Origin of the sequence: Pseudomonas cerasi (assembly GCF_027983475.1) — a bacterium.
Taxonomy (GTDB): domain Bacteria; phylum Pseudomonadota; class Gammaproteobacteria; order Pseudomonadales; family Pseudomonadaceae; genus Aquipseudomonas; species Aquipseudomonas cerasi.
In genome coordinates this window covers 646,956-672,005 of record NZ_JAQJVM010000001.1, presented here as the reverse complement: position 1 = coordinate 672,005, position 25,050 = coordinate 646,956, and the positions used below count along the sequence as shown (strand labels likewise).

Genomic DNA, 25,050 nt, shown 5'->3' with positions numbered 1-25,050 from the left:
AGCCGCCCTCATAGAGTGCGATTAAATCGACACATCCGCCGCTGGCTCGGAAATTTCGATCAGGTTCAGATCCGGATCACGCACATACACCGACCAGATCGGCCCGGTAGCACCGGTGCGCTCGACCGGGCCTTCGACGATCGGCCAGTCCTGCTCCTGCAGGTGCACAATCACCTGCTCCAGCGGGATGGTGGCGATGAAACACAGATCCAGCGCACCCGGTACTGGCAAATGAGCCTTGGGCTCGAACTCCTTGCCGCGTTCATGAACGTTGATTTTCTGATTGCCGAAGCGGAATGCCAGACGCCCCTGACGAAAGCGTTCAGGGGTCATCCCCAGAACGCGTACGTAAAAGTCCTTGCAGGCGTCGATATCGGCAGTGGTCAGTACCAGGTGGTCCAGATGATCAATCACGGGATCAGCTCCGTTTGAAATAGAGTTCTTTTTTACGACAACGGCCACGTTTCGGATCAGATAATGCCGAGCCGACGCCATTCGGCACGTGTGGCAGCATCTATACCATGCGCTTCAAGCACGGCATCGGTGTGTTGACCGAGTGTTGGCGCAGACGATGTTACCTGACCCGGCGTGGCTTGAAGTTTAGGCACAATCCCCGGAAGGGTGACGGGTGTTCCGTCGTCCAGCGTGCCCTGCAACAGCATGTCCCGCGCCTGATAATGCGGGTCACTGGCAATGTCGGCAGCGTCGTAGATCTTGCCTGCCGGAATGCGTGCTTCGTTGAGCGCCGCAAGGACTTCGTCCATCGAGCGTTCGGCGGTCCAGGTCGAAATGGCCGCATCGATGCGCGCAACGTGCCTGACCCGCCCGTCGTTATGCTGAAGTTCGGGGTCGCTGGCCAGGTCCATGCGGCCGATCTTTTCCATCAGGCGCCGGAAGATGCTGTCGCCATTACCCGCGATCAGCGCGTACTTGCCGTCATTGCAGCGGTAGGCATTGCTCGGAGCGATGCCAGGCAGACTGCTGCCAGCCGGCTCGCGGACAGTATCGAATACCGAATACTCGGGAATCAGACTTTCCATCATGTTGAACACTGACTCGTACAACGCGACATCTATCTGCTGCCCCTCGCCACCGTTCTGCTCGCGGTGACGAAGCGCCAGCAGAACGCCGATCACACCGTGCAGCGCAGACAGCGAATCGCCAATCGATACGCCGACACGTACTGGTGTGCGCCCTGCCTCACCGGACAGATGACGCAAACCGCCCATCGCCTCGCCGATCACGCCAAAACCCGGCCGGTCGCGATACGGGCCGGTCTGCCCGTAGCCAGAGACACGCAGCATGATCAGTTTCGGATTGAGGGCGTGCAGCGCTTCCCAGCTCAACCCCCAGCCCTCAAGTGTGCCGGGGCGGAAGTTCTCGACCAGTACATCGGCATCCCGGATCAGCCGCCGTACCATTTCCTGCGCCTGAGGCTGGCGCAGATCGAGGGTCACGGACTGTTTGTTGCGGGACTGCACCGCCCACCAGACGGACGTGCCGTTATGCAGCAAACGCCATTTGCGCAGGGGGTCCCCGGTCAGCGGCGGCTCGACCTTGATGACCTCGGCACCGAACTCGGCGAGAATCTTCGCCGCGAACGGCCCGGCAATGAGCTGACCCAGCTCCACCACCTTGATGCCCTGAAGAGGCAGGCTCATGACACGTCCTTTCTTGTTGGGAGGTGGAGGAATGATCTGCGCAAATGCGCTGGATGGAAAGCCGGACGGTGCGCTGCCAGATCGGACCGCCGTAAAAAACCCCGCACCAGGCGGGGTTCATTGAATCAATTACTGCAGGCCAACTGGAAACTCATCGAGGCATCACCCGAGGCTCCCCGTTTGCCGACCATAAGCCCCAATACATTGACCTGCTCTGTTGTTGCAGCGCCGCCCAACTTGGCGTGCCCGTAGAACAGCCGCTCATGATCACTGGTATCGATGGAAGATACCGAGCAAAAACCTGGAGACTTTTCAAATTGCCCTTCCTTGAAGAGCACTTTATAAGTCGCGAAGTAGTCTTTCTGACTGCTGTAACTTACAGACTTGATCCACGGCGACGACTGAGCAACGACATTGCCGTGCTGGTCGATGGTTGCGGTGTGCAGTGCTGGCGTGGCCAGCGCGCCCGCAGAGAGGATCAAGGCTGTGGTGCCTGCAAGCAGTTTAAAACGATTTTTCATAGTTATCCCTTAACTCACTACCGTATCAGACCGCCTCGATTCGGCGGTCGGCTTGGATTAATTATTCTGGGTAATCAAGAGCACTCCTGATGCCTGAATACCCGATCAACCCATGCAGCTAATACCAGCAAAGAGGATAAATCAAGCGTTCACCGGAGCTAACTAACAAGCCTGGTTTTAACTTCAATATTTAAGGAAATTACTTACATTCGCGAAGAGTAATTCTTACAGAACTTCAATAGAACTGCCGCAGGGGCATTGCACGAGGAGGGTTGGGATTTCCAGACGACAGAAAGCAAAAAGCCCGCACTAGGCGGGCTTTCTGTTTGCTTCAAGGAGTTCAAGGGCCTTGAAGCGGAATATGGCGCAGCGGACGGGACTCGAACCCGCGACCCCCGGCGTGACAGGCCGGTATTCTAACCGACTGAACTACCGCTGCGCGTAACACTAAAAGCGAGTTTGGTGGGTGATGACGGGATCGAACCGCCGACCCGCTGCTTGTAAGGCAGCTGCTCTCCCAGCTGAGCTAATCACCCTTCACTCTCGGTGTGGCGCGCATTCTACGGAGCGACCTGTACTCTGGCAAGCACTTTTTCAAATAATTTTTATAATCCTTCCAAAGGCTTACAAACGCTCTGTACAGGGTTGGCCCCAGCGGCTGAGGAGCGAATAATGCCCGCCTTTGTATAGAAAGAGAGATTCACCTCATGTGGTTCAAAAACCTGCTTGTCTATCGCCTGACCCAGGACGTGCCTTTTGATGCCGAAGCGCTGGAGACAGCACTGGCGACCAAGCCGGCGCGCGCCTGCGCCAGCCAGGAGGTAGCCACCTATGGTTTCGTCGCTCCTTTCGGCAAGGGCGAAGACGCTCCATTGGTACACATCAGTCAGGACTTCATGCTGATCGCCGCACGCAAGGAAGAACGCATTCTGCCGGGCAGCGTCGTGCGTGACGCGCTCAAGGAAAAGGTCGACGAGATCGAAGCCGAGCAGATGCGCAAGGTCTACAAGAAGGAACGTGATCAGCTCAAGGATGAAATCATCCAGGCTTTCCTGCCGCGCGCCTTTATCCGCCGCTCCGCCACCTTCGCCGCCATCGCGCCGAAACAGGGCCTGATCCTGGTCAATGCCTCCAGCCCGAAACGCGCCGAAGACCTGTTGTCCACTCTGCGCGAAGTCATCGGCTCGCTGCCGGTACGTCCGCTGACGGTCAAGGTTTCACCGAGTGCGACCATGACCGACTGGGTCAAGACCCAGAAAGCAGCCGACAACTTCTTCGTGCTGGACGAGTGCGAGCTGCGCGACACCCATGAAGATGGCGGTATCGTGCGCTGCAAGCGTCAGGACCTGACCGGCGACGAAATCCAGCTGCACCTGAGCACAGGCAAGGTCGTGACCCAGCTGTCGCTGGCCTGGCAGGACAAATTGTCGTTCGTGCTGGACGATAAACTGGTGGTCAAGCGTCTGAAGTTCGAGGACCTGCTGCAGGATCAGGCCGAACAGGACGGTGGTGACGAAGCGTTGGGGCAACTGGACGCCAGCTTCACGCTGATGATGCTGACCTTCGGCGAGTTCCTGCCGGAGCTGTTCGAGGCACTGGGCGGCGAAGAGATTCCGCAAGGCATCTGATACGCGCTTTTGCAACATTGCCGCTCGAAACACCGCGCCGTCTCGTCAGACGGCGCATTCATTTCATCCCGGTTATTCAACAAGAAGGAGCAGGCCATGCGTGCGTTGGCAGCCTTGAGTCGTTTTGTCGGCAACACGTTTGCCTACTGGGTTTTGTTGTTCGCCATTCTGGCATTTCTGTTTCCGCAGGTTTTCATCGGCCTGAAAAGCTGGATCGTGCCGCTGCTGGGGCTGGTCATGTTCGGCATGGGCCTGACCCTGAAACTTGACGACTTCTCCGAAGTGGCGCGTAACCCGTGGCGAGTGGCGCTGGGTGTGATCGCGCACTTTGTAATCATGCCCGGTGTAGCCTGGTTGCTGTGCCAGGTGTTTCAACTGCCGCCGGAGATCGCCGTGGGCGTGATTCTGGTCGGTTGCTGCCCGAGCGGCACTTCATCCAACGTCATGGCCTGGCTGGCAAAGGGTGATCTGGCGCTGGCGGTGGCAATCGCTGCGGTCACTACCCTGCTCGCCCCGCTGCTGACCCCGACCCTGATCTGGTTCCTCGCTTCGGCGTGGCTGCCGGTGTCTTTCCTCGATATGTTCTGGTCGATCCTGCAACTGGTCATGCTGCCGATTGTGCTCGGTGTGGTTGCACAGCGCCTGTTGGGTGCGCGGGTCAGCTATGCCGTGGACGTGCTGCCGCTGGTCTCGGTGGTCAGTATTGTGATGATCGTCTGCGCTGTAGTCGCCGCCAGTCAGGCAAAAATCGCTGAATCCGGCCTGCTGATCATGGCAGTGGTGATTTTGCACAACACGTTCGGTTTTCTGTTGGGTTATTTCACTGGCAAGGTTTTCAAGCTGCCATTGGCGCAACGCAAGTCGCTGGCGTTGGAGGTCGGTATGCAGAACTCGGGGCTGGGCGCTGCGCTGGCGAGTGCTCATTTCTCGCCGCTGGCGGCGGTGCCAAGTGCGCTGTTCAGTGTCTGGCACAATATTTCCGGGGCGTTGCTGTCGACGTATTTCAGGAAGATGCCGGAGGAAGATAATACGTCCAGGCCGCAGTGACGCTTTGCTTCATACAGCTGTTCTGTGACATCAGGCGGATTGGGGTTCAGGCTCGACTATCGCTCCCACGCTCCGCGTGGGAATGCCGTTCGTGATGCTCCGCGTCACACAGCGGTTCTGTGACATCAGGTGGATGTGGGTTCCGGCTCAGGTCACCTTTGGCTATCGTGCCAACGCGAAGTGATTGGCACGTCAGTCGTACGGAGCGCCGACGCTACTGCACTTTCCCTCTCAGTGCTTTCACTTCTTCGCGCACGTCCACGGGGGTTGCCACGTCTGCTGCAATGGGCGAGCCGGCAACCAGCACGACGCGAGACCACAGGCGGCGAAACAGGGTCTTGCTCGGGTCGCGGCTGAAGAAGCTGCCCCACAGGCCTTGCAGTGCCAGTGGAATGACCGGTACCGGGGTTTCCTGAATGATGCGGCTCATGCCGTTCTTGAAGCCGTTGATTTCGCCGTCGGTGGTCAGTTTGCCTTCCGGGAAGATGCACACCAGTTCGCCTTCTGCGAGGTACTGGGCGATGCGTTTGAACGATTTCTCGTAGATGTCCATGTCTTCGTTACGCCCGGCAATGGGGATGGTCCCTGCAGTGCGAAAGATGAAGTTAAGCACGGGCAGTTGGTAGATTTTGTAGTACATGACAAAGCGGATCGGGCGCCTCACTGCGCCGGCAATCAGCAATGCATCGACAAAGGACACATGGTTGCAGACCAGCAGTGCCGCGCCTTCGTCCGGGATACGGTCCAGATTGCGGTGTTCGACGCGGTACATGGAATGGCCAAGCAGCCAGATCATGAAGCGCATGGTGAACTCGGGGACGATCTTGAAGATGTAGATATTGACCGCGATGTTCATCACCGATACGGCCAGAAACAGCTGCGGGATCGACAGTTTGGCAACGCTCAGCAGCAGGATCGAGACAATCGCCGAGACCACCATGAACAGCGCGTTGAGGATGTTGTTGGCGGCGATGACGCGCGAGCGCTCTTTTACCGGCGTGCGCGACTGGATCAAGGCGTACAGCGGCACGATATAAAAGCCGCCGAAGATGCCGATACCGAGAATGTCGAACAGCACCAGCCAGCCCTGCCCGGAAGACAGCACCGCCAGCCAGTCGTTGGCCTGCACGTTCTGCGGGAAACCGCCCGAATGCCACCACAGCAGCAGGCCGAAAATCGTCAGGCCCATCGAGCCGAACGGCACCAGCCCGATCTCGACCTTATGCCCGGACAAGCGCTCGCAGAGCAGCGAGCCCAGCGCGATGCCGATGGAGAACACGGTCAGAATCAGGGTAACGACCGTTTCGTCGCCGTACATCCATTCCTTGGCATAGGCCGGGATCTGCGTCAGGTAGATCGCCCCCACGAACCAGAACCACGAGTTGCCGACAATCGAGCGCGAAACCGCAGGCGTTTGCCCCAGCCCCATGCGCAAGGTCGCCCATGACTGGGTGAAGATGTTCCAGTTGAGCTTCATCTCCGGCGAGGCGGCATCGGCGCGCGGGATACCGAAGCTGGCCAGGAACCCCAGGCAGGCGACCAGCACGATGGCAGCCGCCACCACCCAGGCATAGTGCGAAGAAGACATCATCACACCCGCGCTGATGGTGCCGGCCAGAATCGCCAGAAAGGTGCCCATCTCGACCAGCGCGTTGCCGCCGACCAGTTCGCTCTCGCGCAGGTGCTGGGGCAGGATCGAATACTTGACCGGTCCGAACAGCGCCGAATGCGTGCCCATGGCGAACAGCGCGGCGAGCATCAACTCCAGATGATTGAACAGAAAACCTGCGGCACCGACCGCCATGATGACGATCTCTCCGAACTTGATGATCCGGATCAACTTGTCCTTGGGGTACTTCTCACCGAACTGCCCGGCCAGCGCCGAGAACAGAAAGAACGGCAGGATGAACAGCAAAGCGCACAGATTGACGTAGATCGAACGATCCCCGTCGATGCTCAACTTGTAAAGGATGGCAAGGATCAATGACTGCTTGAAGATATTGTCATTGAACGCCCCAAGGGACTGCGTAATGAAAAACGGCAGGAAACGGCGTTTCCCGAGCAGGCTGAATTGTGACTGTTGGCTCATCGTCCGTGGTCCTGAGAGGCTGGGGTGAACTGACGCAGCGGCCAATCCGAGGCACATTGAAGACGTAACGCTGACGAATGTCGATAGGACATTTCTTTTTACAAAACCTGTGTCGCTATTTTTATCACTTCGGGCTTGGTCGGGGCAGCTGCGACACCGCGCCACGCTCGACCTTGGTCGACAAAGACGAAGCGCAGCCATCGTGCGAGACTGCGCGTTATCGATACGGTGTGGAATTTGATATGTCGCTGTCCAGCGGGCTGATTGCGGCCGTTGCCTTGTCCTATATGGCCATCATGTTTGCTATCGCCTTTTACGGCGACCGCTACAGCGCGTCGCTGCGCCCGACCATGCGCGCCTGGGTCTACAGCCTGTCGCTGGCGGTCTACTGCACCAGCTGGACGTTTTTCGGCGCAGTGGGTCAGGCCGCCGAGCAGTTGTGGTCGTTCCTGCCGATCTACCTGGGGCCCATCGTGCTGATGGTACTGGCACCCTGGGTGCTGCAAAAAATGGTGCTGATCAGCAAACAGGAAAACATCACCTCGATCGCCGACTTCATCGCGGCGCGCTATGGCAAATCCCAATCCCTAGCAGTCATGGTGGCGCTGATCTGCCTGATCGGCATGCTGCCGTACATCGCGCTGCAGCTCAAAGGCATCGTGCTGGGGGTGAATATCCTGATCGGTGCCGTGGCCGATTCCACCGGTATTCGTGCTCAGGACACCGCGCTGGTGGTGTCGCTGATTCTCGCGCTGTTCACCATCGTCTTCGGTGCGCGCAATCTGGATGTCACCGAACATCATCGCGGCATGGTGCTGGCCATTGCTTTCGAGGCGCTGGTCAAGCTGTTCGCCTTCATGGCAGTCGGTGTGTTCGTCACGTTCGGCCTGTACGACGGATTCGACGACCTGTTCAATCAGGCCAAACTGGCGCCACGTCTCGAGGAATACTGGAAAGACACGATCAACTGGCCGTCGATGTTCGTGCAGACCGGCGTGGCGATGATGGCGATTGTCTGCCTGCCCCGTCAGTTCCACGTGACGGTGGTCGAGAACATCGAGCCTCAGGACCTGAATCTCGCCAAATGGGTGTTCCCGGCCTATCTGGCGCTGGCTGCGCTGTTCGTGGTGCCGATTGCGCTGGCCGGACAAATGCTCCTCCCCGGCTCCATGCTGCCCGACTCGTTCGTGATCAGCCTGCCGCTGGCGCACGCTCACCCGTCGCTGGCGCTGCTGGCCTTCATCGGCGGAGCATCGGCAGCAACCGGCATGGTGATCGTCGCCTGCGTGGCGCTGTCGACGATGATTTCCAACGACATGCTGCTGCCGTGGCTGTTGAGACGCAAAAACACCGAACGGCCGTTCGAGGCGTTTCGTCACTGGATGCTTTCTGTCAGACGCATCAGCATCGTGATGATTCTCCTGCTGGCCTACGTCAGCTACCGGATGCTGGGGTCGACGGCCAGTCTGGCAACCATCGGCCAGATCGCCTTTGCCGCGATCACCCAGCTGGCTCCCGCCATGTTCGGTGCCTTGTACTGGAAGCAGGCCAATCGGCGTGGCGTATTTGCAGGCCTGGCGGCGGGCATCTTCATCTGGTTCTACACCCTTGTGCTACCGGTAGCGGCGCATGGCATGGGCTGGTCGCTGAGCACTTTCCCGCTGCTTTCCTGGCTGCACAGCAACCCGTTCGACCTGCCTATCTCGCCGATGACCCAGGGCGTGGTGCTGTCGATGGCCGGCAACTGTACGTTGTTCGCCTGGGTGTCGATGTTGTCGCGCACGCGAGTAGCCGAGCACTGGCAGGCGGGTCGTTTCATCGGCCAGGAAACCCAGGGACGCGACTTCAGCCGCCCCCTGCTCGCGGTGCAGATCGAGGACCTGCTGAGCCTGTCGGCACGCTTCGTTGGTGAGGACCGCGCGCGACAGAGTTTCATCCGCTTCGCCCACAGGCAGGGCAAGGGTTTCAACCCCGGCCTGAATGCCGATGGTGAATGGATCGCGCATACCGAGCGGCTGCTGGCCGGCGTGCTCGGCACCTCTTCGACCCGCGCCGTGGTCAAGGCCGCTATCGAAGGTCGCGACATGCAGTTGGAAGACGTTGTACGCATCGCCGACGAAGCCTCCGAAGTTCTGCAGTTCAACCGCGCGCTGCTGCAGGGTGCCATCGAAAACATTACCCAGGGCATCAGCGTGGTGGACCAGTCCTTGCGGCTGGTGGCCTGGAATCGTCGTTACCTTGAGCTGTTCAACTACCCCGAAGGCCTGATCGGCGTTGGCCGGCCGATTGCCGACATCATCCGTTACAACGCTGAGCGCGGACTCTGCGGGCCGGGCGAGGCAGAGGTTCACGTTGCGCGGCGTCTGCACTGGATGCGCCAGGGCCGCGCTCATACCTCGGAGCGGTTGTTTCCCAATGGCCAGGTGATCGAACTGATTGGCAACCCGATGCCGGGCGGCGGATTCGTCATGAGTTTCACCGACATCACCGAGTTCCGCGCCGCCGAACACGCCCTCAAAGGCGTCAATGAAAGCCTTGAGCAGCGGGTAGCCGCACGTACCCACGAATTGTCCCAGCTCAACCAGGCGCTGACCGACGCCAAGGGCACCGCTGAAGCCGCCAACGAATCGAAAACCCGCTTCCTGGCCGCGGTGAGTCATGACCTGATGCAGCCGTTGAACGCTGCACGGCTGTTCTCCGCTGCGCTGTCACATCAGCAGGAGGGGATTTCCAGCGAAGCCCAGCAATTGGTTCGGCACCTGGACAGCTCGTTGCGCTCTGCCGAAGACCTGATCAGCGACCTGCTGGATATTTCCCGAATCGAAAACGGCAAGATCACCCCGGATCGTCAGCCGTTTCCGCTAAGCGCGCTGTTTGACACCCTGGGTGCCGAATTCAAGGCGCTGGCCCAGGAAAAGGGTCTGAGCTTTCGTGTAAGGGGCAGTTCACTGCGCGTCGACAGTGATATCAAACTGTTGCGCCGAGTGCTGCAGAACTTTTTGACCAACGCTTTCCGCTATGCCAAAGGCCCTATTCTGCTGGGTGTCAGGCGCTACGGTGACAGCCTGAGCCTGGAAGTCTGGGACCGGGGGCCGGGCATTCCCGAAGACAAACGCAAGGTAATCTTCGAAGAATTCAAACGCCTCGACAGCCACAAGACTCACGCGGCCAAGGGGCTGGGTCTGGGGCTGGCGATTGCCGATGGTTTGTGCCGCATTCTCGAGCATCCTTTGCAAGTGCGCTCATGGACCGGCAAAGGCAGCGTGTTCAGCGTGCGGGTGCCGCTGGCCGCGCCTCAGGCGGCAGTCCCCGCAACACTGCCCGATGTCAGCCGCCCCGCGCTGAACGGCACACAGGTGCTGTGTGTCGACAACGAGGACAGCATCCTGATCGGTATGCACAGTCTGCTGTCACGCTGGGGCTGTCAGGTCTGGACCGCGCGCAATCGCCAGGAATGCGAAGCGCTGTTGAACAATGGCATCCGGCCGCAGATTGCTCTGGTGGATTACCACCTGGATGAGGGCGAAACCGGTACTGAACTCATGGCCTGGCTGCGCACCCGACTGGGTCAACCGGTACCGGGCGTGCTTATCAGTGCCGATGGGCGTGCGGAGTTGATCGCTCAGGTGCACGCGGCGGGGCTCGATTACCTGCCCAAGCCGGTCAAGCCTGCAGCGCTGCGCGCGCTGTTGAGCCGGCATGTGAGTCTGGACGGGTAACGGAATGCCGGTTGTTCGCAGAGGCTGCGAACAACCGGATCAGAGGGGGAATAACCGGAAAGACTGTCGCTTAACCGAACAACCAGTAGCCCAGCAGCGTCAGTACCACGACTGCCAGAACAGGGCGCAGTACGCGGTAAGCCTTGGGGTTGGCGCGCTTGAACTGCTTGACCTTGCCACTGAAACCATCGCTGAAACGCTTGCTGAATGCATACGCCTGATTGATTCCGCCGACGCGCTCGTCGTCAAGGTTCTGCGGAGCGGTGGCGCGGCCCAGAAACGCGCTGACGCTGCGGTTCACACGGGTCATGAAGCGGTTGGTCAACGGACGCTCGACATCACAGAACAGAATTACACGGGTCTGGTCGGTCTCGTTCTTGACCCAGTGAACGTAGGTCTCATCGAACATGACGTCCTGACCGTCACGCCAGGCGTATTCCTTGCCATCGACGAAGATCCGGCAGTCATCGGAGTTGGGTGTCGACAGGCCCAGGTGATAACGCAGCGAGCCGGCGAACGGATCGCGGTGCGGATTGAGGTGACTGCCACCCGGCAGCAGCGCGAACATCGCGCCCTTGACGTTGGGAATGCTGTTGACCAGTTCAACGGTTTTCGGGCACAGCGCCTCGGCAGACGGCAGGGCCTTGTCGTACCACTTCAGGTAAAAGCGCTTCCAGCCCTTCTTGAAGAACGAGCCAAAACCGGCGTCGTTGTTTTTCTCCGCTGCACGAATATAGCCTTCGTCGAACAGGTGCATGGCTTCGTCGCGAATGGTTTCCCAGTTGTCCTTGAGGATGTCCAGCTCAGGGAATTTGCTGCGGTCCAGATAGGGCTCGGACGGGACGCGGGAAAACAGGTACATCAGTGCGTTGTACGGTGCGAACAATGCCGAATGGTTGACGAACTGCCGCAACAAAGGCAGTCGGGCCCGACCGCGCAAATGAACGTACAGCGTGCTGCCCAGAAACAGCATCAGGATCGATGCCTTGGCAACAAATGAAAGGGTCATGAAGCTCTCCTTGAAGCGGGCAGATAACGCCAAACGTCACGCGGGCAGTGCTGATGCATGATTCTGAATAATGACTGGAGCGCCGGGCCGACAGCGCTGATCGTCCGGCGAGTCGTAAGCTGGCCATCATAAACCCTTGCGTTGCCCGCATGAAGTACGCACTTGCGAAGATGTGTTACTGGGAAAGCTCCTGATCGGTAAACAGATCGCTGAACAGCATGCTCGACAGGTAACGTTCGCCGGAGTCCGGCAGGACCACCACGATCGTCTTGCCCTGCATCTCCGGCTTTTCAGCCAGACGAACGGCCGCCGCCATCGCCGCGCCGCAGGAAATACCACAGAGGATGCCCTCCTCCTGCATCAGACGCCGGGCCATGGCCTTGGACTCTTCATCGGTGACACGCTCTACCCGGTCGACAATCGACAGGTCGAGGTTTTTCGGGATGAAGCCGGCGCCAATGCCCTGAATCTTATGTGAGCTGGGGGTGATCGTTTCACCGGCCATCGCCTGGGTGATGATCGGCGAACCGTCCGGCTCGACTGCGACCGACAGGATCGGTTTGCCTTCGGTGTGCTTGATATACCGGGAGATACCGGTGATAGTCCCGCCAGTCCCTACGCCTGCTACCAAGACGTCGATGGCACCGTCGGTGTCTGCCCAGATTTCCGGGCCGGTGGTTTTTTCATGGATGGCCGGGTTGGCCGGGTTCTCGAATTGCGCCGGCATGAAATATTTCTCGGGGTTGTCTGCCAGCAGTTCTTCGGCCTTGGCAATCGCACCTTTCATCCCCTTGGCCGCTTCGGTCAGCACCAGTTCTGCGCCCAGTGCCTTGAGTACCTTGCGACGTTCTATGCTCATGGAAGCGGGCATGGTGAGCATCAGTTTGTAGCCACGGGCAGCGGCAACGAAGGCCAGACCTATGCCGGTGTTGCCCGAGGTCGGTTCGACGATGGTCATGCCCGGCTTGAGCCTGCCGCTGCTTTCGGCGTCCCAGATCATATTGGCGCCGATACGGCATTTAACGGAATAACCCGGATTACGCCCTTCGATCTTGGCCAGAATGGTGACACCGCGCGGCGCGATACGGTTGATCTGCACCAACGGCGTATTACCGATGGAATGGGCGTTATCAGCGTAGATACGGCTCATGAGGGTGTCCTTGTGCACATCGGTTAAAGACCCAAAGCCTATGCCGCCAACTGTGGGGCGTCCAGTCTGACCGAACGGATGACGGCGCGAGCAGTCAATCCTTCATTGAAACAGGAGACTCATGTCATGAAACGTCGCTACAGCTGGCCGCTATGGACCCTGGCCGCTCTGGTAGTCCTGCTGATCGCTGTCAATATCGCCCTGCCGTATCTGGTGCGTGACTATCTGAACGACAAACTGGCCGACATGGGTGACTACCGGGGCGAGATCACCGATGTGGACCTGGCACTGTGGCGAGGGGCGTACCGGATCAAGGGGCTGAAGATCGTCAAGACCGACGGCAAGGTCCCGGTGCCCTTTTTCGACGCACCGATGATCGAACTGGCTGTCAGCTGGCATTCGCTCTGGTATGACCATGCAGTGGTCGCGAAAGCCCTCTTCACCGGCCCGCAGATCAACTTCGTGGACGGCGGCAGCAAGCAGGACTCGCAGACCGGTCAGGGCACCGACTGGCGTACCCAGATGGACAAGCTGCTGCCCATCACCCTCAACGAATTGCGCATCGATAACGGGCGTATCACCTTCAATAACTTCAACTCCACGCCCAAAGTAAAAATCGAGGCGGATCAGGTCAATGCCAGCATCTATAACCTGACCAACGTGGTCGACGTGGAAGGCAATCGCGATGCCGAGTTCAAGGGCAAGGCACGTCTGCTGGGCCATGCCGATCTGGAGAGCTCAGCCAGATTCGATCCGTTCAGCAACTTTGAAGACTTCGACTTCAAACTGCGCGCCACCGGCATCCAGCTCAAGAAACTCAACGATTTCTCGTCGGCCTACGGCAAGTTCGATTTCAACGCCGGCGATGGCGATGTGGTGATTGAAGCGCAGGCCGACAAAGGCCAGCTCAAGGGCTACATAAAGCCGCTGCTGCGCAACGTGGACGTGTTCAACTGGCAGCAGGATGTCGAAAACAAGGACAAGGGTGTTTTCCGCTCGATCTGGGAAGCGCTGGTCGGAACCAGCGAAACCGTGTTGAAAAACCAGCGGGAAAACCAGTTCGCCACACGCGTCGACCTCAGCGGCAGCGTTCATCAGCAGGACATCAGCGGCTTCCAGGCGTTTCTGCAGATCCTGCGCAATGCTTTCGTGCAGGCATTCAATGCGCGTTATGAGAGCAGCAAGGGGTCTTAGCGGTTTTTTCAAGCGCGCCAACGATGAAAAATCGTACGTTTTCATCAGGGGCAGCGTTGACTTAACTGTCGGAAAACAAAGTATCCGCGCCTGTCTGGATGTCTAGTTCAGGCCATTCGACGCTCCAGCCATGGTCGCCCAACTGTGCCTGGGCGAACGCGTCATCGGCTATCAGTGGACGCAGGTCGGGGAAGGTCTGCACATCGGAGCTCATGTCGAAGGTGTGTTGCTGATCATCTATCAACGTCAACGCCAGCCGGTGGCCGGCCAATACTTGAACATCCTTAAAGCAGCGTTACAATTTCGACCCGGTCACTGCGTGACGCCCCATTCAAGAACTGAATGAGGCGTCTTCGTTCACAGCCATCGGGCCGCCACGTTATAGTCAGGGCATTGCTTGCCCTATTACGGCGCGCGTGCCGACCGGTTACGCGCACCCACGCGAAAAGGATGGATCAATGAAGTTCGAAGGTACGCCGGCCTACGTTGCCACTGACGATCTCAAGCTGGCGGTCAACGCGGCCATCACGCTGGAGCGTCCATTGTTGGTCAAGGGCGAGCCCGGCACCGGCAAGACCATGCTCGCCGAACAACTGGCCGAGTCCTTCGGCGCGAAACTGATTACCTGGCATATCAAGTCCACGACCAAGGCCCATCAAGGCCTGTACGAGTACGATGCGGTGAGCCGTCTGCGCGATTCGCAACTGGGCGTCGACAAGGTCCACGACGTACGCAATTACCTGAAGAAGGGCAAGCTCTGGGAGGCCTTCGAGTCTGACGAACGGGCGATTTTGCTGATCGACGAGATCGACAAGGCCGATATCGAATTCCCCAACGACCTGTTGCAGGAGCTCGACAAGATGGAGTTCTACGTTTACGAGACGAATGAAACCATCAAAGCCAGGCATCGACCGATCATCATCATTACCTCCAACAACGAGAAGGAGCTGCCGGATGCCTTTCTGCGTCGCTGCTTCTTCCACTACATCGCCTTCCCGGATCGGGCCACGCTGCAACGCATCGTCGATGTGCATTACCCGGACATCAAGAAAGACCTGGTGAGCGAAGCGCTGGACGTATTCTTTGACGTGCGCAAGGTGCCGGGGCTGAAGAAGAAGCCCTCCACCTCCGAGCTGGTCGACTGGCTGAAGCTGCTGATGGCCGACAACATCGGTGAAGCCGTGCTGCGCGAACGCGACCCGACCAAGGCGATTCCGCCATTGGCCGGCGCGCTGGTCAAGAACGAGCAGGACGTGCACCTGTTGGAACGTCTGGCGTTCATGAGCCGTCGCGGCAATCGCTGATCGTGTCTATCCAACCTGCCATGTAAAAGGGCGACAGCCATGCTGCTCAACCTGTTCAACGAAATGCGCGCGGCCAAGGTGCCGGTGTCTCTGCGTGAACTGCTGGACCTGATCAATGCGCTTAAACAGCGGGTCGTGTTCGCCGACATCGATGAGTTCTACTTCCTGGCGCGCACGATTCTGGTCAAGGACGAGCGCCATTTCGACAAGTTCGACCGGGCCTTCGGTGCGTATTTCAACGGCTTGGAAAACCTCGACGAGCATTTGCAGGCGCTGATCCCGGAAGACTGGCTGCGCAAAGAGTTCGAGCGTTCGCTAACGGAGGAGGAACGCGCGCAGATCCAGTCGCTGGGCGGCCTCGACAAGCTGATCGAAGAGTTCAAGAAACGCCTGGAAGAACAGAAGGAACGCCATGCCGGTGGCAACAAATGGATCGGCACCGGTGGCACCAGCCCGTTCGGCTCGGGCGGCTACAACCCGGAAGGCATCCGCGTCGGCGATGCAGGCGAGCGCAAAGGCAAGGCCGTCAAAGTCTGGGACCAGCGCGAATATAAAAACCTGGACGATCAGGTTGAGCTGGGGACGCGCAATATCAAGGTGGCCCTGCGCCGCCTGCGCAAGTTCGCTCGTCAGGGCGCTGCGGATGAACTGGACATCGACAGCACCATCGATCACACCGCACGCGATGCGGGCCTGCTGAACATTCAGATGCGTCCGGAGCGGCGCAACACCATCAAGTTATTGCTGCTGTTCGACATCGGCGGCTCGATGGATTCACACATCAAGGTCTGTGAAGAGCTGTTCTCCGCATGCAAGACCGAGTTCAAGCACATGGAGTATTTCTACTTCCATAACTTCATTTACGAATCGGTGTGGAAGAACAACCAGCGCAGAAACTCGGAGCGGACCGCCACCCAGGACCTGCTGCACAAGTATGGCGAGGACTACAAAGTGATTTTCATCGGCGACGCCTCGATGGCGCCCTATGAAATCACCCAGCCCGGCGGCAGCGTCGAACACTGGAATGAAGAGCCAGGCTATGTGTGGATGCAGCGCTTCATGGCCAAATTCAAGAAGATCATCTGGATCAATCCCTATCCGAAAGATGCCTGGGACTACACCACCTCGACGCATGTTGTGCGTGATTTGATCGAGGGTCAGATGTATCCGCTGACCCTTAGCGGTCTGGAAGAAGGCATGCGCTACCTGGCGAAGTGAAGGCGGCGGGCGCGCGACCATAGCGACGCCCGCTCTGCTTGTCACAACGGCCTGCAGTCAACTCCTGTGGCGTTCGAACTGCGGCTTGCGTCGTCCGCCGTGGATCACCCAGCCGAGCAACAGCACGAAGCTTTCGATCACCAGCGCCAGCAGCAATGCACTGATAATGCCCCAGGCAATGACCTCGGGGGCCAGCAGAACCTGCCACGTATAACCGTTGAAGGTTTCGCGACGGATATCCGGATCGGAAGAAGTGGCCACGAACAAGGCTTTGGAATACCAAGGCCCCTGAAGCCCGAGCCACTGACGCTCAAGGATGTGGGTGCGGTTCATCAGGGTGTCGATAGTGTCCGCATCGCTGCGAAAAACCGGGTCCTCACTGCTGCGATAATGCTGGATCAGCGCCTGAATATCGCCCTTGAAGAACTGCTGCGCAGTGGCGGTATAGCCCTTGACGGATTGCTGCGCCTCGATCAGATGCGCTTCGACACGCTTGCTGTAGTCACTGATGAAACCGGGAATCTGTACCCCGAACAGCAGGCCCATGGTGAACAGGACCAATCGCAGATAACTTCGCAGCATCAATATCCCTCTTCTTTTTTATCCAGTAAGCCGATGGGCCGGTGTCTCAGGGCCTGGTCGTTTCAGTGACGGTGTCGACCGAGCCCTGCGCCACGCACTCGCCCTTGCGCCACAGGCTCCACTGGCCCGGCTCATAGCGGTTCCAGTTTTCGTTCTCGGTCAAGGGTTCGGTCGCGATGACCGTGACCACGTCGTGCGGCGTCGTTTCAGCCTGAAAATCGACAATCACGTCGACATCTTTCAACCTCGCCGGACCGAATGGGGCACGGCGGGTGATCTGAACCAGTTTGGTACTGCAAAAGCAAAACAGCCAGTCACCGTCGCTCAACAGACAGTTGAACACGCCTTTGCTGCGATATTCGGCACACGCCTGGATCAGAGAAGGCAGCAATTCCTCGACTTCGACCGGTTCGGGAAAGGCTTCGCGGACGCGATTGAGCAGGTCGCAGAATGCCGCTTCGCTGTCGGTATCGCCCACCGGCCGATAAAAGGTAACGCCCGGGGTGAAATCCGCCAACTGACCATTATGGGCAAAGCACCAGTTACGGCCCCAGAGTTCACGCACGAAAGGATGGGTATTGGACAGGCAGACCTTGCCGACGTTGGCCTGACGAATATGGCCAATCACGACTTCGCTTTTGATGGGATAGCGCTGCACCAGTTGTGCGACTTCCGATTCGCTGCTGGCTGCCGGGTCCTGAAACAGGCGCAGACCGCGGCCCTCGTAGAAGGCAATGCCCCAGCCATCGCGATGCGGACCGGTGCGGCCGCCCCGCTGCATCAGCCCGGTAAAGCTGAAGACTATGTCGGTCGGGACATTGGCGCTCATGCCCAGTAGTTCACACATGCTCAGGTTCTCGCTTCAAGACGTTTTGCAGCAGGTCACGCGCCGCTGCTAACGGCGCTTGCCAACGAAGCGGGAGCTACAGCCGCGGCTCGACCCGTGCAGCCCTGGTCGGCGGAAGGGGCGCAGCGTTTCTGCGAGCGTAGTGATCGTCTTCGGCAAACGGTTCGTCAGCAGGGTCGGTGTCCACAGGCTGGGCCGCAGCCTTGGGTTGGCGAGCCTTGCGGCTGCGCTCGATCGGCCAGCGGATCAGCACGAACAGCAGGTACGCGGCGAAGGCGAACATGCCGTACATGGCAAGGTCCGACACGGCGGTCCAGACATTGCTGCCGACCTTGAACATCAGGTCGAGCGCGGTGATCGCCACGGCTGGTGCCATCGCGTCCTTGGCAGGGTCGACCATGGTCGGCGTAAACAGCAGCACCGCGACCGCCACCAGCAACGGCTCCTTGAGATACCGCCACATCCAGCGGGTCATCAGAAACCATACCAGCAGGCAACCCAACGCGGCGAAGGCGTAGACGCTCCAGGCGATCAGATAGTCGTTTTCGGTCATGACGTCCGTGGTAAGCCAGGTAAAGAGGCGCTTATGATAACGGCTTTTGCCTGACGCGGCTTGCCTCGCTGCAGTATTCGGTTCAGCGTGTACCGATATTTTCCTGATTGATGCCTTAACAGAGAGCCCAGCATGTCCTTCTCGAATGCAACCTCCAGCGCCCCGAGCGCTCGCAAGGCCGACGGTTCCGACCCCTACGCCTGGCTGCAGAACCGCGACACTGACGAAGTGCTCGACTACCTCAAGGCCGAAAACGCCTGGCAGGAGCAGCAACTGGCAGAGCAGGCCGGACTGCGCGATAGCCTGTTTGAAGAGATCAAGGGCCGTATCCTCGAAACCGACCTGTCGCTGCCCTCCCCCTGGGGGCCGTACCTTTATTACACCCGCACCACACAAGGCGACGAATACGCCCGGCACTACCGCTGCCCGCGCCCGGCCGACGACAGCAACACGGTGGATGAAAACGCTGAGGAGCTGTTGCTCGACCCCAACGAGATGGCCGATGGCGGCTTTTTCTCACTGGGCGCGTTCAGCATCAGCCCGGATCACCAGCGTCTGGCCTACAGCCTGGACACCAGTGGCGACGAGATATACGAGCTGTACGTCAAAGAGCTGAGCACCGGTCAGATCAGCAGCCTGCCTTTCGAAAACTGCGACGGCAGCATGACTTGGGCCAACGACAGTCAGACCCTGTTTTTCGGCGAGCTGGACGAAACCCATCGTCCGGGCAAGCTGCATCGCCATACCCTGGGCACGTCATCAGCCGAGCTGGTGTTCGACGAGCCGGACGGCAGATTCTTCCTGCATTGCTTCCGCAGCAGCTCAGAGCGCCAACTGATCATTCTGCTCAACAGCAAAACCACCAGCGAAGCCTGGGTGCTGGACGCCGATCATCCGCAACAGGCCTTCACCTGCCTCGCGCCACGCAGCGAAGGCCACGAATACTATCCGGACCACGGGCTGCTCAATGGCGTCTGGACCTGGTTCATCCGCAGCAATCAGAGCGGCATCAACTTCGCGCTGTATCACGCTGCGCAACAAGCCAGTGATGTACCGGGGCGCGAGGACTGGCAGACACTGGTCGCGCACGACGACCAGGTCATGCTCGAAGGCGTCAGCCTCAACGCCAAAGGCATCAGTCTGAGCCTGCGCGAGGGCGGCCTGCCGATCATCGAAGTGCGTCCGCAGGCCCTGCCGACTTATCGCGTGCAGCTGCCTGACGCCGCGTACAGCCTGTACGTGCAGGACACGCTGGAATTCGACAGCGACAAGATTCGCTTGCGCTACCAGTCGCTGAACCGTCCGGCCCAGGTCCGCCAATTGACCCTGGCCAGCGGCGAGCAGGCAGTGCTCAAGGAAACCCCGGTACTGGGCACCTTCGACGCCGATGCCTACGTCAGCCAGCGTTTGTGGGCCACGGCCAGCGATGGCACCCAGGTGCCGATCAGCCTGGTGGTCAAGCGCGAACTGGCCGGACAGTCCACCCCGCTGTATCTGTACGGCTACGGCGCCTATGGCGAGAGCCTCGACCCGTGGTTTTCCCACGCCCGTCTGAGCCTGCTCGACCGTGGCGTGGCGTTCGCCATTGCTCATGTGCGCGGCGGCGGCGAGCTGGGCGAAGCCTGGTATCGCAACGGCAAGCAGGAACACAAACAGAACACCTTCGGTGATTTCATTGCCTGCGCCGAACACCTTGTTGCCCAGGGGCTGACCAGCGCCGAACAATTGGTGATCAGCGGTGGCAGCGCCGGTGGCCTGCTGATCGGTGCGGTGCTCAACCAGCGGCCAGAGCTGTTCAAGGCAGCGATTGCCGAAGTGCCGTTCGTCGATGTGCTGAACACCATGCTCGACCCGGACCTGCCGCTGACCGTCACCGAATACGACGAATGGGGCAACCCGCAGGAGCCCGAGGTCTACGCGCGTATCAAGGCTTACGCGCCCTACGAAAACGTCACGGCCCAGGCATACCCGGCCATGCTGGTCATCGCCGGTTATAACGACAGCCGCGTGCAGTATTGGGAAGCCGCCAAATGGGTCGCGAAGTTGCGCGCCACCAAGACCGACGACAATCCGGTGCTGCTCAAGACCGAACTGGGTGCCGGACACGGAGGCATGAGCGGTCGCTATCAGGGCTTGCGTGACGTGGCGCTGGAATACGCGTTTATCTTCAAGGTATTGCAGATCGCTGAATGAACTTGGTGTGAAACACCTGTCTTACTAGGATCGGGGGCAGCGGAGTTGCCCCTTTGTCAGGATTACCAGACCTCACATGTCAGAACCACTGTCCAACCTGAACAACGCCATACGCGACATGCTGCTGGATTGCGGCCTGTTCGACACGCTGCTGCCGGGCGATTTCTTTACCGTAGCGGGCTATTTCAGCATTACCGATATCGATAAAGGCGAGACCATCTTCGCCGAGGGCGATGCCGGAACCTTCATGTGCATCATCCATCAGGGCACCGTGTCTGTGCAGAAGCTTGCTGCAGACGGTCAACAGGTGGAAATCGCCGTTCTGCGGCGCGGACGCGCCTTCGGAGAAATGGCGGTGCTGGATGGCGAGCGCCGCTCCGCCAGTTGTATCGCAGCCACCAGTTGCCAGCTATTGAACCTGGGCCGTGATTCGCTGGACAAGATGCTCGAGGACGCGCCGAAAATCGCCGCCAAGATCATTCGCGCCCTGGCCATCTCGTTGTCCAAGCGCCTGCGCATGGTCGATGGTCAATTACTCTCCCAGCAGGTGTGAGTTTGCCCATCTGGCGCTAAACTTACCGACATTCCGCTTTCAATGCGCACACGCACAGGTGACACCATGAGCACGGCCAATCCTCCTTCCCATACTGCCAAGCTGGACCGCATCCTGGCCGACGCCCAGCGCGACCGCGAGATGGGCTACCGCGACAAGGCGCTGCGCATGTACCCGCACGTTTGCGGCCGCTGCGCGCGCGAGTTCGCAGGTAAACGCCTCAGCGAACTGACCGTACACCACCGCGACCACAACCATGACAATAACCCGCAGGACGGCTCCAACTGGGAGCTGCTGTGCCTGTATTGCCACGACAACGAGCACTCGCGCTACACCGATCAGCAGTACTTCGCCGATGGCTCCCTGGGCAGTCCGAAAACCGCCAAGGCGACCCACAACCCGTTCGCTGCACTGGCCGGGCTGATGAAAAAGGACGAGTGACCTCGGTACCTTCAACGCCCCACGCTCCCCCGCCCTACCCGCACTTCTCCTGGCCTGCGGCCACCCGACCGACCGGATATTTCGCCATGCCCACCCGAACCTCAAGACGAACCTTTGTAAAAGGGCTGGCCGCCAGTGGCCTGCTCGGCGGCCTCGGGCTATGGCGCAGTCCGGCGTGGGCGGTGACCAATCCGGGTCAGCCCAACGGGTTGTCCGGCACTGAGTTCGATCTGTATATCGGCGAAACCCAGGTCAACATCACCGGCAGCGCCAGGACCGCGCAGACCATCAACGGCGGCATTCCTGGCCCGCTGCTGCGCTGGCGCGAAGGCGACACCGTGACCCTGAGGGTCAAGAACCGGCTCGACGAAGCCACATCCATCCATTGGCACGGCATTATCCTGCCGGCCAACATGGACGGCGTGCCAGGGTTGAGCTTTGACGGCATCGCGCCGGATGGCCTGTATGTCTACCGCTTCAAGGTCAGGCAGCACGGCACCTACTGGTATCACAGCCACTCCGGCTTTCAGGAACAGTCGGGGGTCTACGGGCCACTGGTGATCGATGCGAAAGAGCCGGAGCCGTTCGAATATGACCGCGAACACGTGATCATGCTCAGCGACTGGACCGACGAAAAGCCGGTCCAGCTGATGAAAACGCTCAAGAAACAGTCCGATTACTACAACAATAACCAGCGCACCGTCGGCGACTTCATCAACGACGTGGGTGAAAAGGGCTGGAGCGAGACCACCAGGGATCGCTGGATGTGGGCGAAGATGAGAATGGACCCGACCGATCTCGCGGATGTCAGCGGCGCAACCTACACCTACCTGATGAACGGTCAGGCGCCGAACATGAACTGGACCGGGCTGTTCAAGCCTGGCGAGCGGATTCGACTGCGGCTGATCAATGGCTCGGCAATGACGTACTTCGACGTGCGTATTCCGGGCCTGAAGATGACCGTGGTGGCCAGCGACGGCCAGCACGTCAAGCCGGTGACCGTCGATGAGTTGCGCATCGCAGTGGCGGAAACCTTCGACGTGATTGTCGAGCCGGCGGAAGGTGCCTATACCCTGTTCGCCCAGTCGATGGACCGCACCGGTTATGCCCGCGGCACCCTGGCCAGCAGGCCCGGCCTGCAGGCTGTCGTTCCGCCCCTCGATCCACGCCCGCTGTTGAGCATGGATGATATGGGCATGGCGGGCATGGATCATGGCAGCATGAACCACGCCGCAGCCCCGACAACGCACGACATGTCAGGCATGGACCACAGCAAGATGGGGCACGACGCGATGCCCGCAATGGACCACACGCAGATGCCGGCCTCGAAAACGCCGGGCCCGCAATCGCACCCCGCGAGCGAAAACAATAACCCGCTGGTCGACATGCAAGCCATGAGCACCTCGCCCAAGCTCGACGATCCGGGCATCGGCCTGAGGGGCAATGGCCGTAGAGTCCTGACCTACGCTGATCTGCACAGCACCTTCGAAGACCCGGACGGTCGTGAGCCAAGCCGCACGATCGAGCTGCACCTGACCGGGCATATGGAAAAATACGCCTGGTCGTTCGACGGTGTGAAGTTCTCGGACGCCAAACCGCTGATGCTCAAATACGGTGAGCGGGTGCGTGTCGTGCTGGTCAACGACACGATGATGACCCACCCCATCCATCTGCATGGCATGTGGAGCGACCTCGAAGACGAAAACGGCCGGTTCATGGTGCGTAAACACACCATCGACATGCCACCGGGATCACGCCGCAGCTATCGGGTGACCGCCGATGCGCTGGGCCGTTGGGCTTATCACTGTCACATGCTGTACCACATGGAAATGGGCATGTTCCGCGAAGTGCGGGTTGAAGAATGAGGACCTTGATGTTGAGCAGAACGCTGAATTCGCCCCGCCTGCCGATGCTGTTGCTGGCTGCCGGGCTGACCGCTGCACCGTGGACCTTGAGCATGGCCGCGGGGATGGAAGGCATGGACCACGGCAGCCATGCGATGCATATGGATGCCAGCGACAGCGAGGACGCGTCCTCGACGCAGTCTGCGCCCGCCCAGAGCCGAACCCCGATCCCGCCGATCACCGATGCGGACCGGGCTGCGGTGTACACCAGCCACGCCGGCCATCAGGTCCATGACAGCGCCATTAACAGTTACTTTCTGGCCGACAAGCTGGAATGGCAGGACGCCAATGACGGCAGCGCGCTGGCCTGGGACCTGTCCGGCTGGATCGGCGGTGATATCGACCGCCTGCTGTTGCGCTCCGAAGGCGAGCGAACCAACGGCAAGACCGAAGAAGCGGAAATCCAGGCGTTGTGGGGCCACTCGATCAGCCCATGGTGGGACGTGGTCGCCGGTGCACGTCAGGATTTCAAACCGGGCGCGCCGCAAACCTGGGCCGCCTTCGGCCTGCAGGGCCAAGCCATTTCGGATCTGGACATCGAGGCCACTGCGTTCATCGGTGAAGCCGGACAGACCGCCGCTCGCCTGGAGGCCGACTACGACCTCCAGCTGACCAACAATCTGGTGCTGCAGCCCACCGCGGAGCTGAACTTCTATGGCAAGAACGACCCGCAACGCGGCAACGGTTCGGGCCTGTCGACCAGTGAGTTCGGCCTCAGGCTGCGCTACGAGATCACCCCGCAATTCGCTCCTTATGTCGGCGTGAGCTGGGACCGCTCCTACGGCAAGACGGCCGATTACGCGCGCGAGGACGACGAAGACACCCAGGACGCGCGACTGGTGGTCGGCGTGCGCATGTGGTTCTGAACACAGTCAATGGCATTGCTCTGAGGCTGCCGTATAATCCCCGGTTTTCTTCAGAGCACCCTCCCCGTGGCCAACAAACGGTACGCCTGCATCGGTCTTTACAACCCCAAGTCCCCGGAAAACGTCGGCTCCGTGATGCGTGCGGCCGGCTGTTACGGCGTGGCGTCGGTGTTCTATACCGGTAAACGCTATGAGCGCGCGCGGGACTTCATCACCGACACCAAGAAAATCCATCAGGACATCCCGCTGATCGGCATCGAAGACCTCAAAAGCATTCTGCCGCTGGGTTGCATCCCGGTGGCCGTCGAATTGGTCGAAGGCGCCCGCGCACTGCCCGAATACACGCACCCTGATCGCGCTCTGTATATCTTCGGCCCGGAAGATGGCTCGCTGGATCAGGAGATTCGCGACTGGTGTGAAGACGTGGTCTATATCCCGACCGAGGGCTGCATGAATCTGGCGGCGACCGTCAACGTCGTCCTCTACGACCGCATGGCCAAAGGTATCAATACCCGTTCGGGCCCGCAGTTCGGTCGCGAGAAAATTGATCCGGCCAGTGACCGCTGACGGA

Annotated in this window: 21 protein-coding genes, 2 tRNA genes and 1 pseudogene; 12 read left to right on the top strand and 12 right to left on the bottom strand. The window is 59.7% G+C overall.

The window, feature by feature from the left end:
* Positions 1-21 precede the first annotated feature (21 nt).
* The 5 genes from PI739_RS03110 to PI739_RS03090 all read right to left on the bottom strand — a co-directional run bounded on the left by PI739_RS03110 (position 22) and on the right by PI739_RS03090 (position 2,718).
* Entirely contained in the window at positions 22-414 is a 393-nt protein-coding gene (locus PI739_RS03110) for a VOC family protein (RefSeq protein WP_003368327.1), read from the bottom strand.
* A 56-nt stretch (positions 415-470) separates the two neighbouring features.
* Positions 471-1,661, bottom strand: a complete 1,191-nt coding sequence (locus tag PI739_RS03105) for a CaiB/BaiF CoA transferase family protein (protein WP_003368326.1) — start codon at positions 1,659-1,661, stop codon at positions 471-473.
* Between the two features lie 125 nt (positions 1,662-1,786).
* Positions 1,787-2,182: a hypothetical protein gene (locus PI739_RS03100; RefSeq protein WP_003368325.1), complete on the bottom strand. Its 396-nt coding sequence runs from the start codon at positions 2,180-2,182 to the stop codon at positions 1,787-1,789.
* A gap of 362 nt (positions 2,183-2,544) precedes the next feature.
* A tRNA-Asp gene (locus PI739_RS03095) sits at positions 2,545-2,621 on the bottom strand.
* Between the two features lie 21 nt (positions 2,622-2,642).
* A tRNA-Val gene (locus PI739_RS03090) sits at positions 2,643-2,718 on the bottom strand.
* Positions 2,719-2,889: 171 nt separating this feature from the next.
* On the opposite strand from PI739_RS03090, the gene rdgC reads away from it, so the two are divergent.
* Positions 2,890-3,810, top strand: coding sequence for a recombination-associated protein RdgC (gene rdgC / locus PI739_RS03085; protein ID WP_003317427.1), 921 nt, complete (start codon positions 2,890-2,892; stop codon positions 3,808-3,810).
* 96 nt (positions 3,811-3,906) lie between these two features.
* Entirely contained in the window at positions 3,907-4,857 is a 951-nt protein-coding gene (locus tag PI739_RS03080) for a bile acid:sodium symporter family protein (RefSeq protein WP_054080793.1), read from the top strand.
* Positions 4,858-5,071: 214 nt separating this feature from the next.
* On the opposite strand, the gene PI739_RS03075 is transcribed toward PI739_RS03080, so the two are convergent.
* Positions 5,072-6,946 carry an MFS transporter gene (locus tag PI739_RS03075; RefSeq protein WP_054080792.1) on the bottom strand — a complete coding sequence of 625 codons (1,875 nt, stop codon included), beginning with the start codon at positions 6,944-6,946 and terminating at the stop codon, positions 5,072-5,074.
* 242 nt (positions 6,947-7,188) lie between these two features.
* Here PI739_RS03075 and PI739_RS03070 point away from each other — a divergent pair, with 242 nt between their 5' ends.
* On the top strand, positions 7,189-10,665 hold the full coding sequence (locus PI739_RS03070; protein ID WP_054080791.1) for a hybrid sensor histidine kinase/response regulator: 3,477 nt from the start codon (positions 7,189-7,191) through the stop codon (positions 10,663-10,665).
* 70 nt (positions 10,666-10,735) lie between these two features.
* Here PI739_RS03070 and PI739_RS03065 read toward each other — a convergent pair whose 3' ends face one another.
* Complete coding sequence (locus tag PI739_RS03065; protein WP_054080790.1) at positions 10,736-11,674, bottom strand: aspartyl/asparaginyl beta-hydroxylase domain-containing protein; 939 nt, start codon at positions 11,672-11,674, stop codon at positions 10,736-10,738.
* 175 nt (positions 11,675-11,849) lie between these two features.
* Positions 11,850-12,824 (bottom strand): cysteine synthase A, encoded by a 975-nt coding sequence (cysK, locus tag PI739_RS03060; RefSeq protein WP_054080789.1) that lies wholly within the window; start codon positions 12,822-12,824, stop codon positions 11,850-11,852.
* A 126-nt stretch (positions 12,825-12,950) separates the two neighbouring features.
* Here cysK and PI739_RS03055 point away from each other — a divergent pair, with 126 nt between their 5' ends.
* Entirely contained in the window at positions 12,951-14,018 is a 1,068-nt protein-coding gene (locus PI739_RS03055; RefSeq protein WP_054080788.1) for a DUF748 domain-containing protein, read from the top strand.
* 64 nt (positions 14,019-14,082) lie between these two features.
* Here the strand turns inward: PI739_RS03055 and PI739_RS03050 are convergent.
* Positions 14,083-14,304 (bottom strand): annotated as a pseudogene (locus PI739_RS03050) (DUF2442 domain-containing protein); the annotation flags it as partial.
* A gap of 172 nt (positions 14,305-14,476) precedes the next feature.
* Between PI739_RS03050 and PI739_RS03045 the strand changes: the two are divergent.
* Together PI739_RS03045 and PI739_RS03040 are read left to right on the top strand one after the other, a co-directional pair.
* Positions 14,477-15,322, top strand: a complete 846-nt coding sequence (locus PI739_RS03045; RefSeq protein WP_003368308.1) for an AAA family ATPase — start codon at positions 14,477-14,479, stop codon at positions 15,320-15,322.
* Positions 15,323-15,361: 39 nt separating this feature from the next.
* On the top strand, positions 15,362-16,540 hold the full coding sequence (locus PI739_RS03040; protein ID WP_003430888.1) for a vWA domain-containing protein: 1,179 nt from the start codon (positions 15,362-15,364) through the stop codon (positions 16,538-16,540).
* Between the two features lie 57 nt (positions 16,541-16,597).
* On the opposite strand, the gene PI739_RS03035 is transcribed toward PI739_RS03040, so the two are convergent.
* The 3 genes from PI739_RS03035 to PI739_RS03025 all read right to left on the bottom strand — a co-directional run bounded on the left by PI739_RS03035 (position 16,598) and on the right by PI739_RS03025 (position 18,522).
* Complete coding sequence (locus PI739_RS03035) at positions 16,598-17,122, bottom strand: DUF2937 family protein (RefSeq protein ID WP_003368303.1); 525 nt, start codon at positions 17,120-17,122, stop codon at positions 16,598-16,600.
* Between the two features lie 46 nt (positions 17,123-17,168).
* Positions 17,169-17,969, bottom strand: coding sequence for a class II glutamine amidotransferase (locus PI739_RS03030; protein ID WP_003368302.1), 801 nt, complete (start codon positions 17,967-17,969; stop codon positions 17,169-17,171).
* A gap of 76 nt (positions 17,970-18,045) precedes the next feature.
* Positions 18,046-18,522 carry a hypothetical protein gene (locus PI739_RS03025; RefSeq protein ID WP_003368300.1) on the bottom strand — a complete coding sequence of 159 codons (477 nt, stop codon included), beginning with the start codon at positions 18,520-18,522 and terminating at the stop codon, positions 18,046-18,048.
* A gap of 132 nt (positions 18,523-18,654) precedes the next feature.
* Here PI739_RS03025 and PI739_RS03020 point away from each other — a divergent pair, with 132 nt between their 5' ends.
* From PI739_RS03020 to PI739_RS02995, 6 genes are all read left to right on the top strand, one after another.
* Positions 18,655-20,715, top strand: a complete 2,061-nt coding sequence (locus PI739_RS03020) for a S9 family peptidase (RefSeq protein ID WP_054080787.1) — start codon at positions 18,655-18,657, stop codon at positions 20,713-20,715.
* A 76-nt stretch (positions 20,716-20,791) separates the two neighbouring features.
* Positions 20,792-21,268 (top strand): cyclic nucleotide-binding domain-containing protein, encoded by a 477-nt coding sequence (locus PI739_RS03015; RefSeq protein ID WP_003345583.1) that lies wholly within the window; start codon positions 20,792-20,794, stop codon positions 21,266-21,268.
* A gap of 66 nt (positions 21,269-21,334) precedes the next feature.
* Positions 21,335-21,709 (top strand): YajD family HNH nuclease, encoded by a 375-nt coding sequence (locus PI739_RS03010; protein WP_003317410.1) that lies wholly within the window; start codon positions 21,335-21,337, stop codon positions 21,707-21,709.
* An 86-nt stretch (positions 21,710-21,795) separates the two neighbouring features.
* On the top strand, positions 21,796-23,574 hold the full coding sequence (locus PI739_RS03005) for a copper resistance system multicopper oxidase (RefSeq protein ID WP_054080785.1): 1,779 nt from the start codon (positions 21,796-21,798) through the stop codon (positions 23,572-23,574).
* Positions 23,575-23,582: 8 nt separating this feature from the next.
* Complete coding sequence (locus PI739_RS03000; RefSeq protein ID WP_003368284.1) at positions 23,583-24,479, top strand: copper resistance protein B; 897 nt, start codon at positions 23,583-23,585, stop codon at positions 24,477-24,479.
* Positions 24,480-24,545: 66 nt separating this feature from the next.
* Entirely contained in the window at positions 24,546-25,046 is a 501-nt protein-coding gene (locus tag PI739_RS02995; protein ID WP_003368283.1) for an RNA methyltransferase, read from the top strand.
* Positions 25,047-25,050 lie beyond the last annotated feature (4 nt).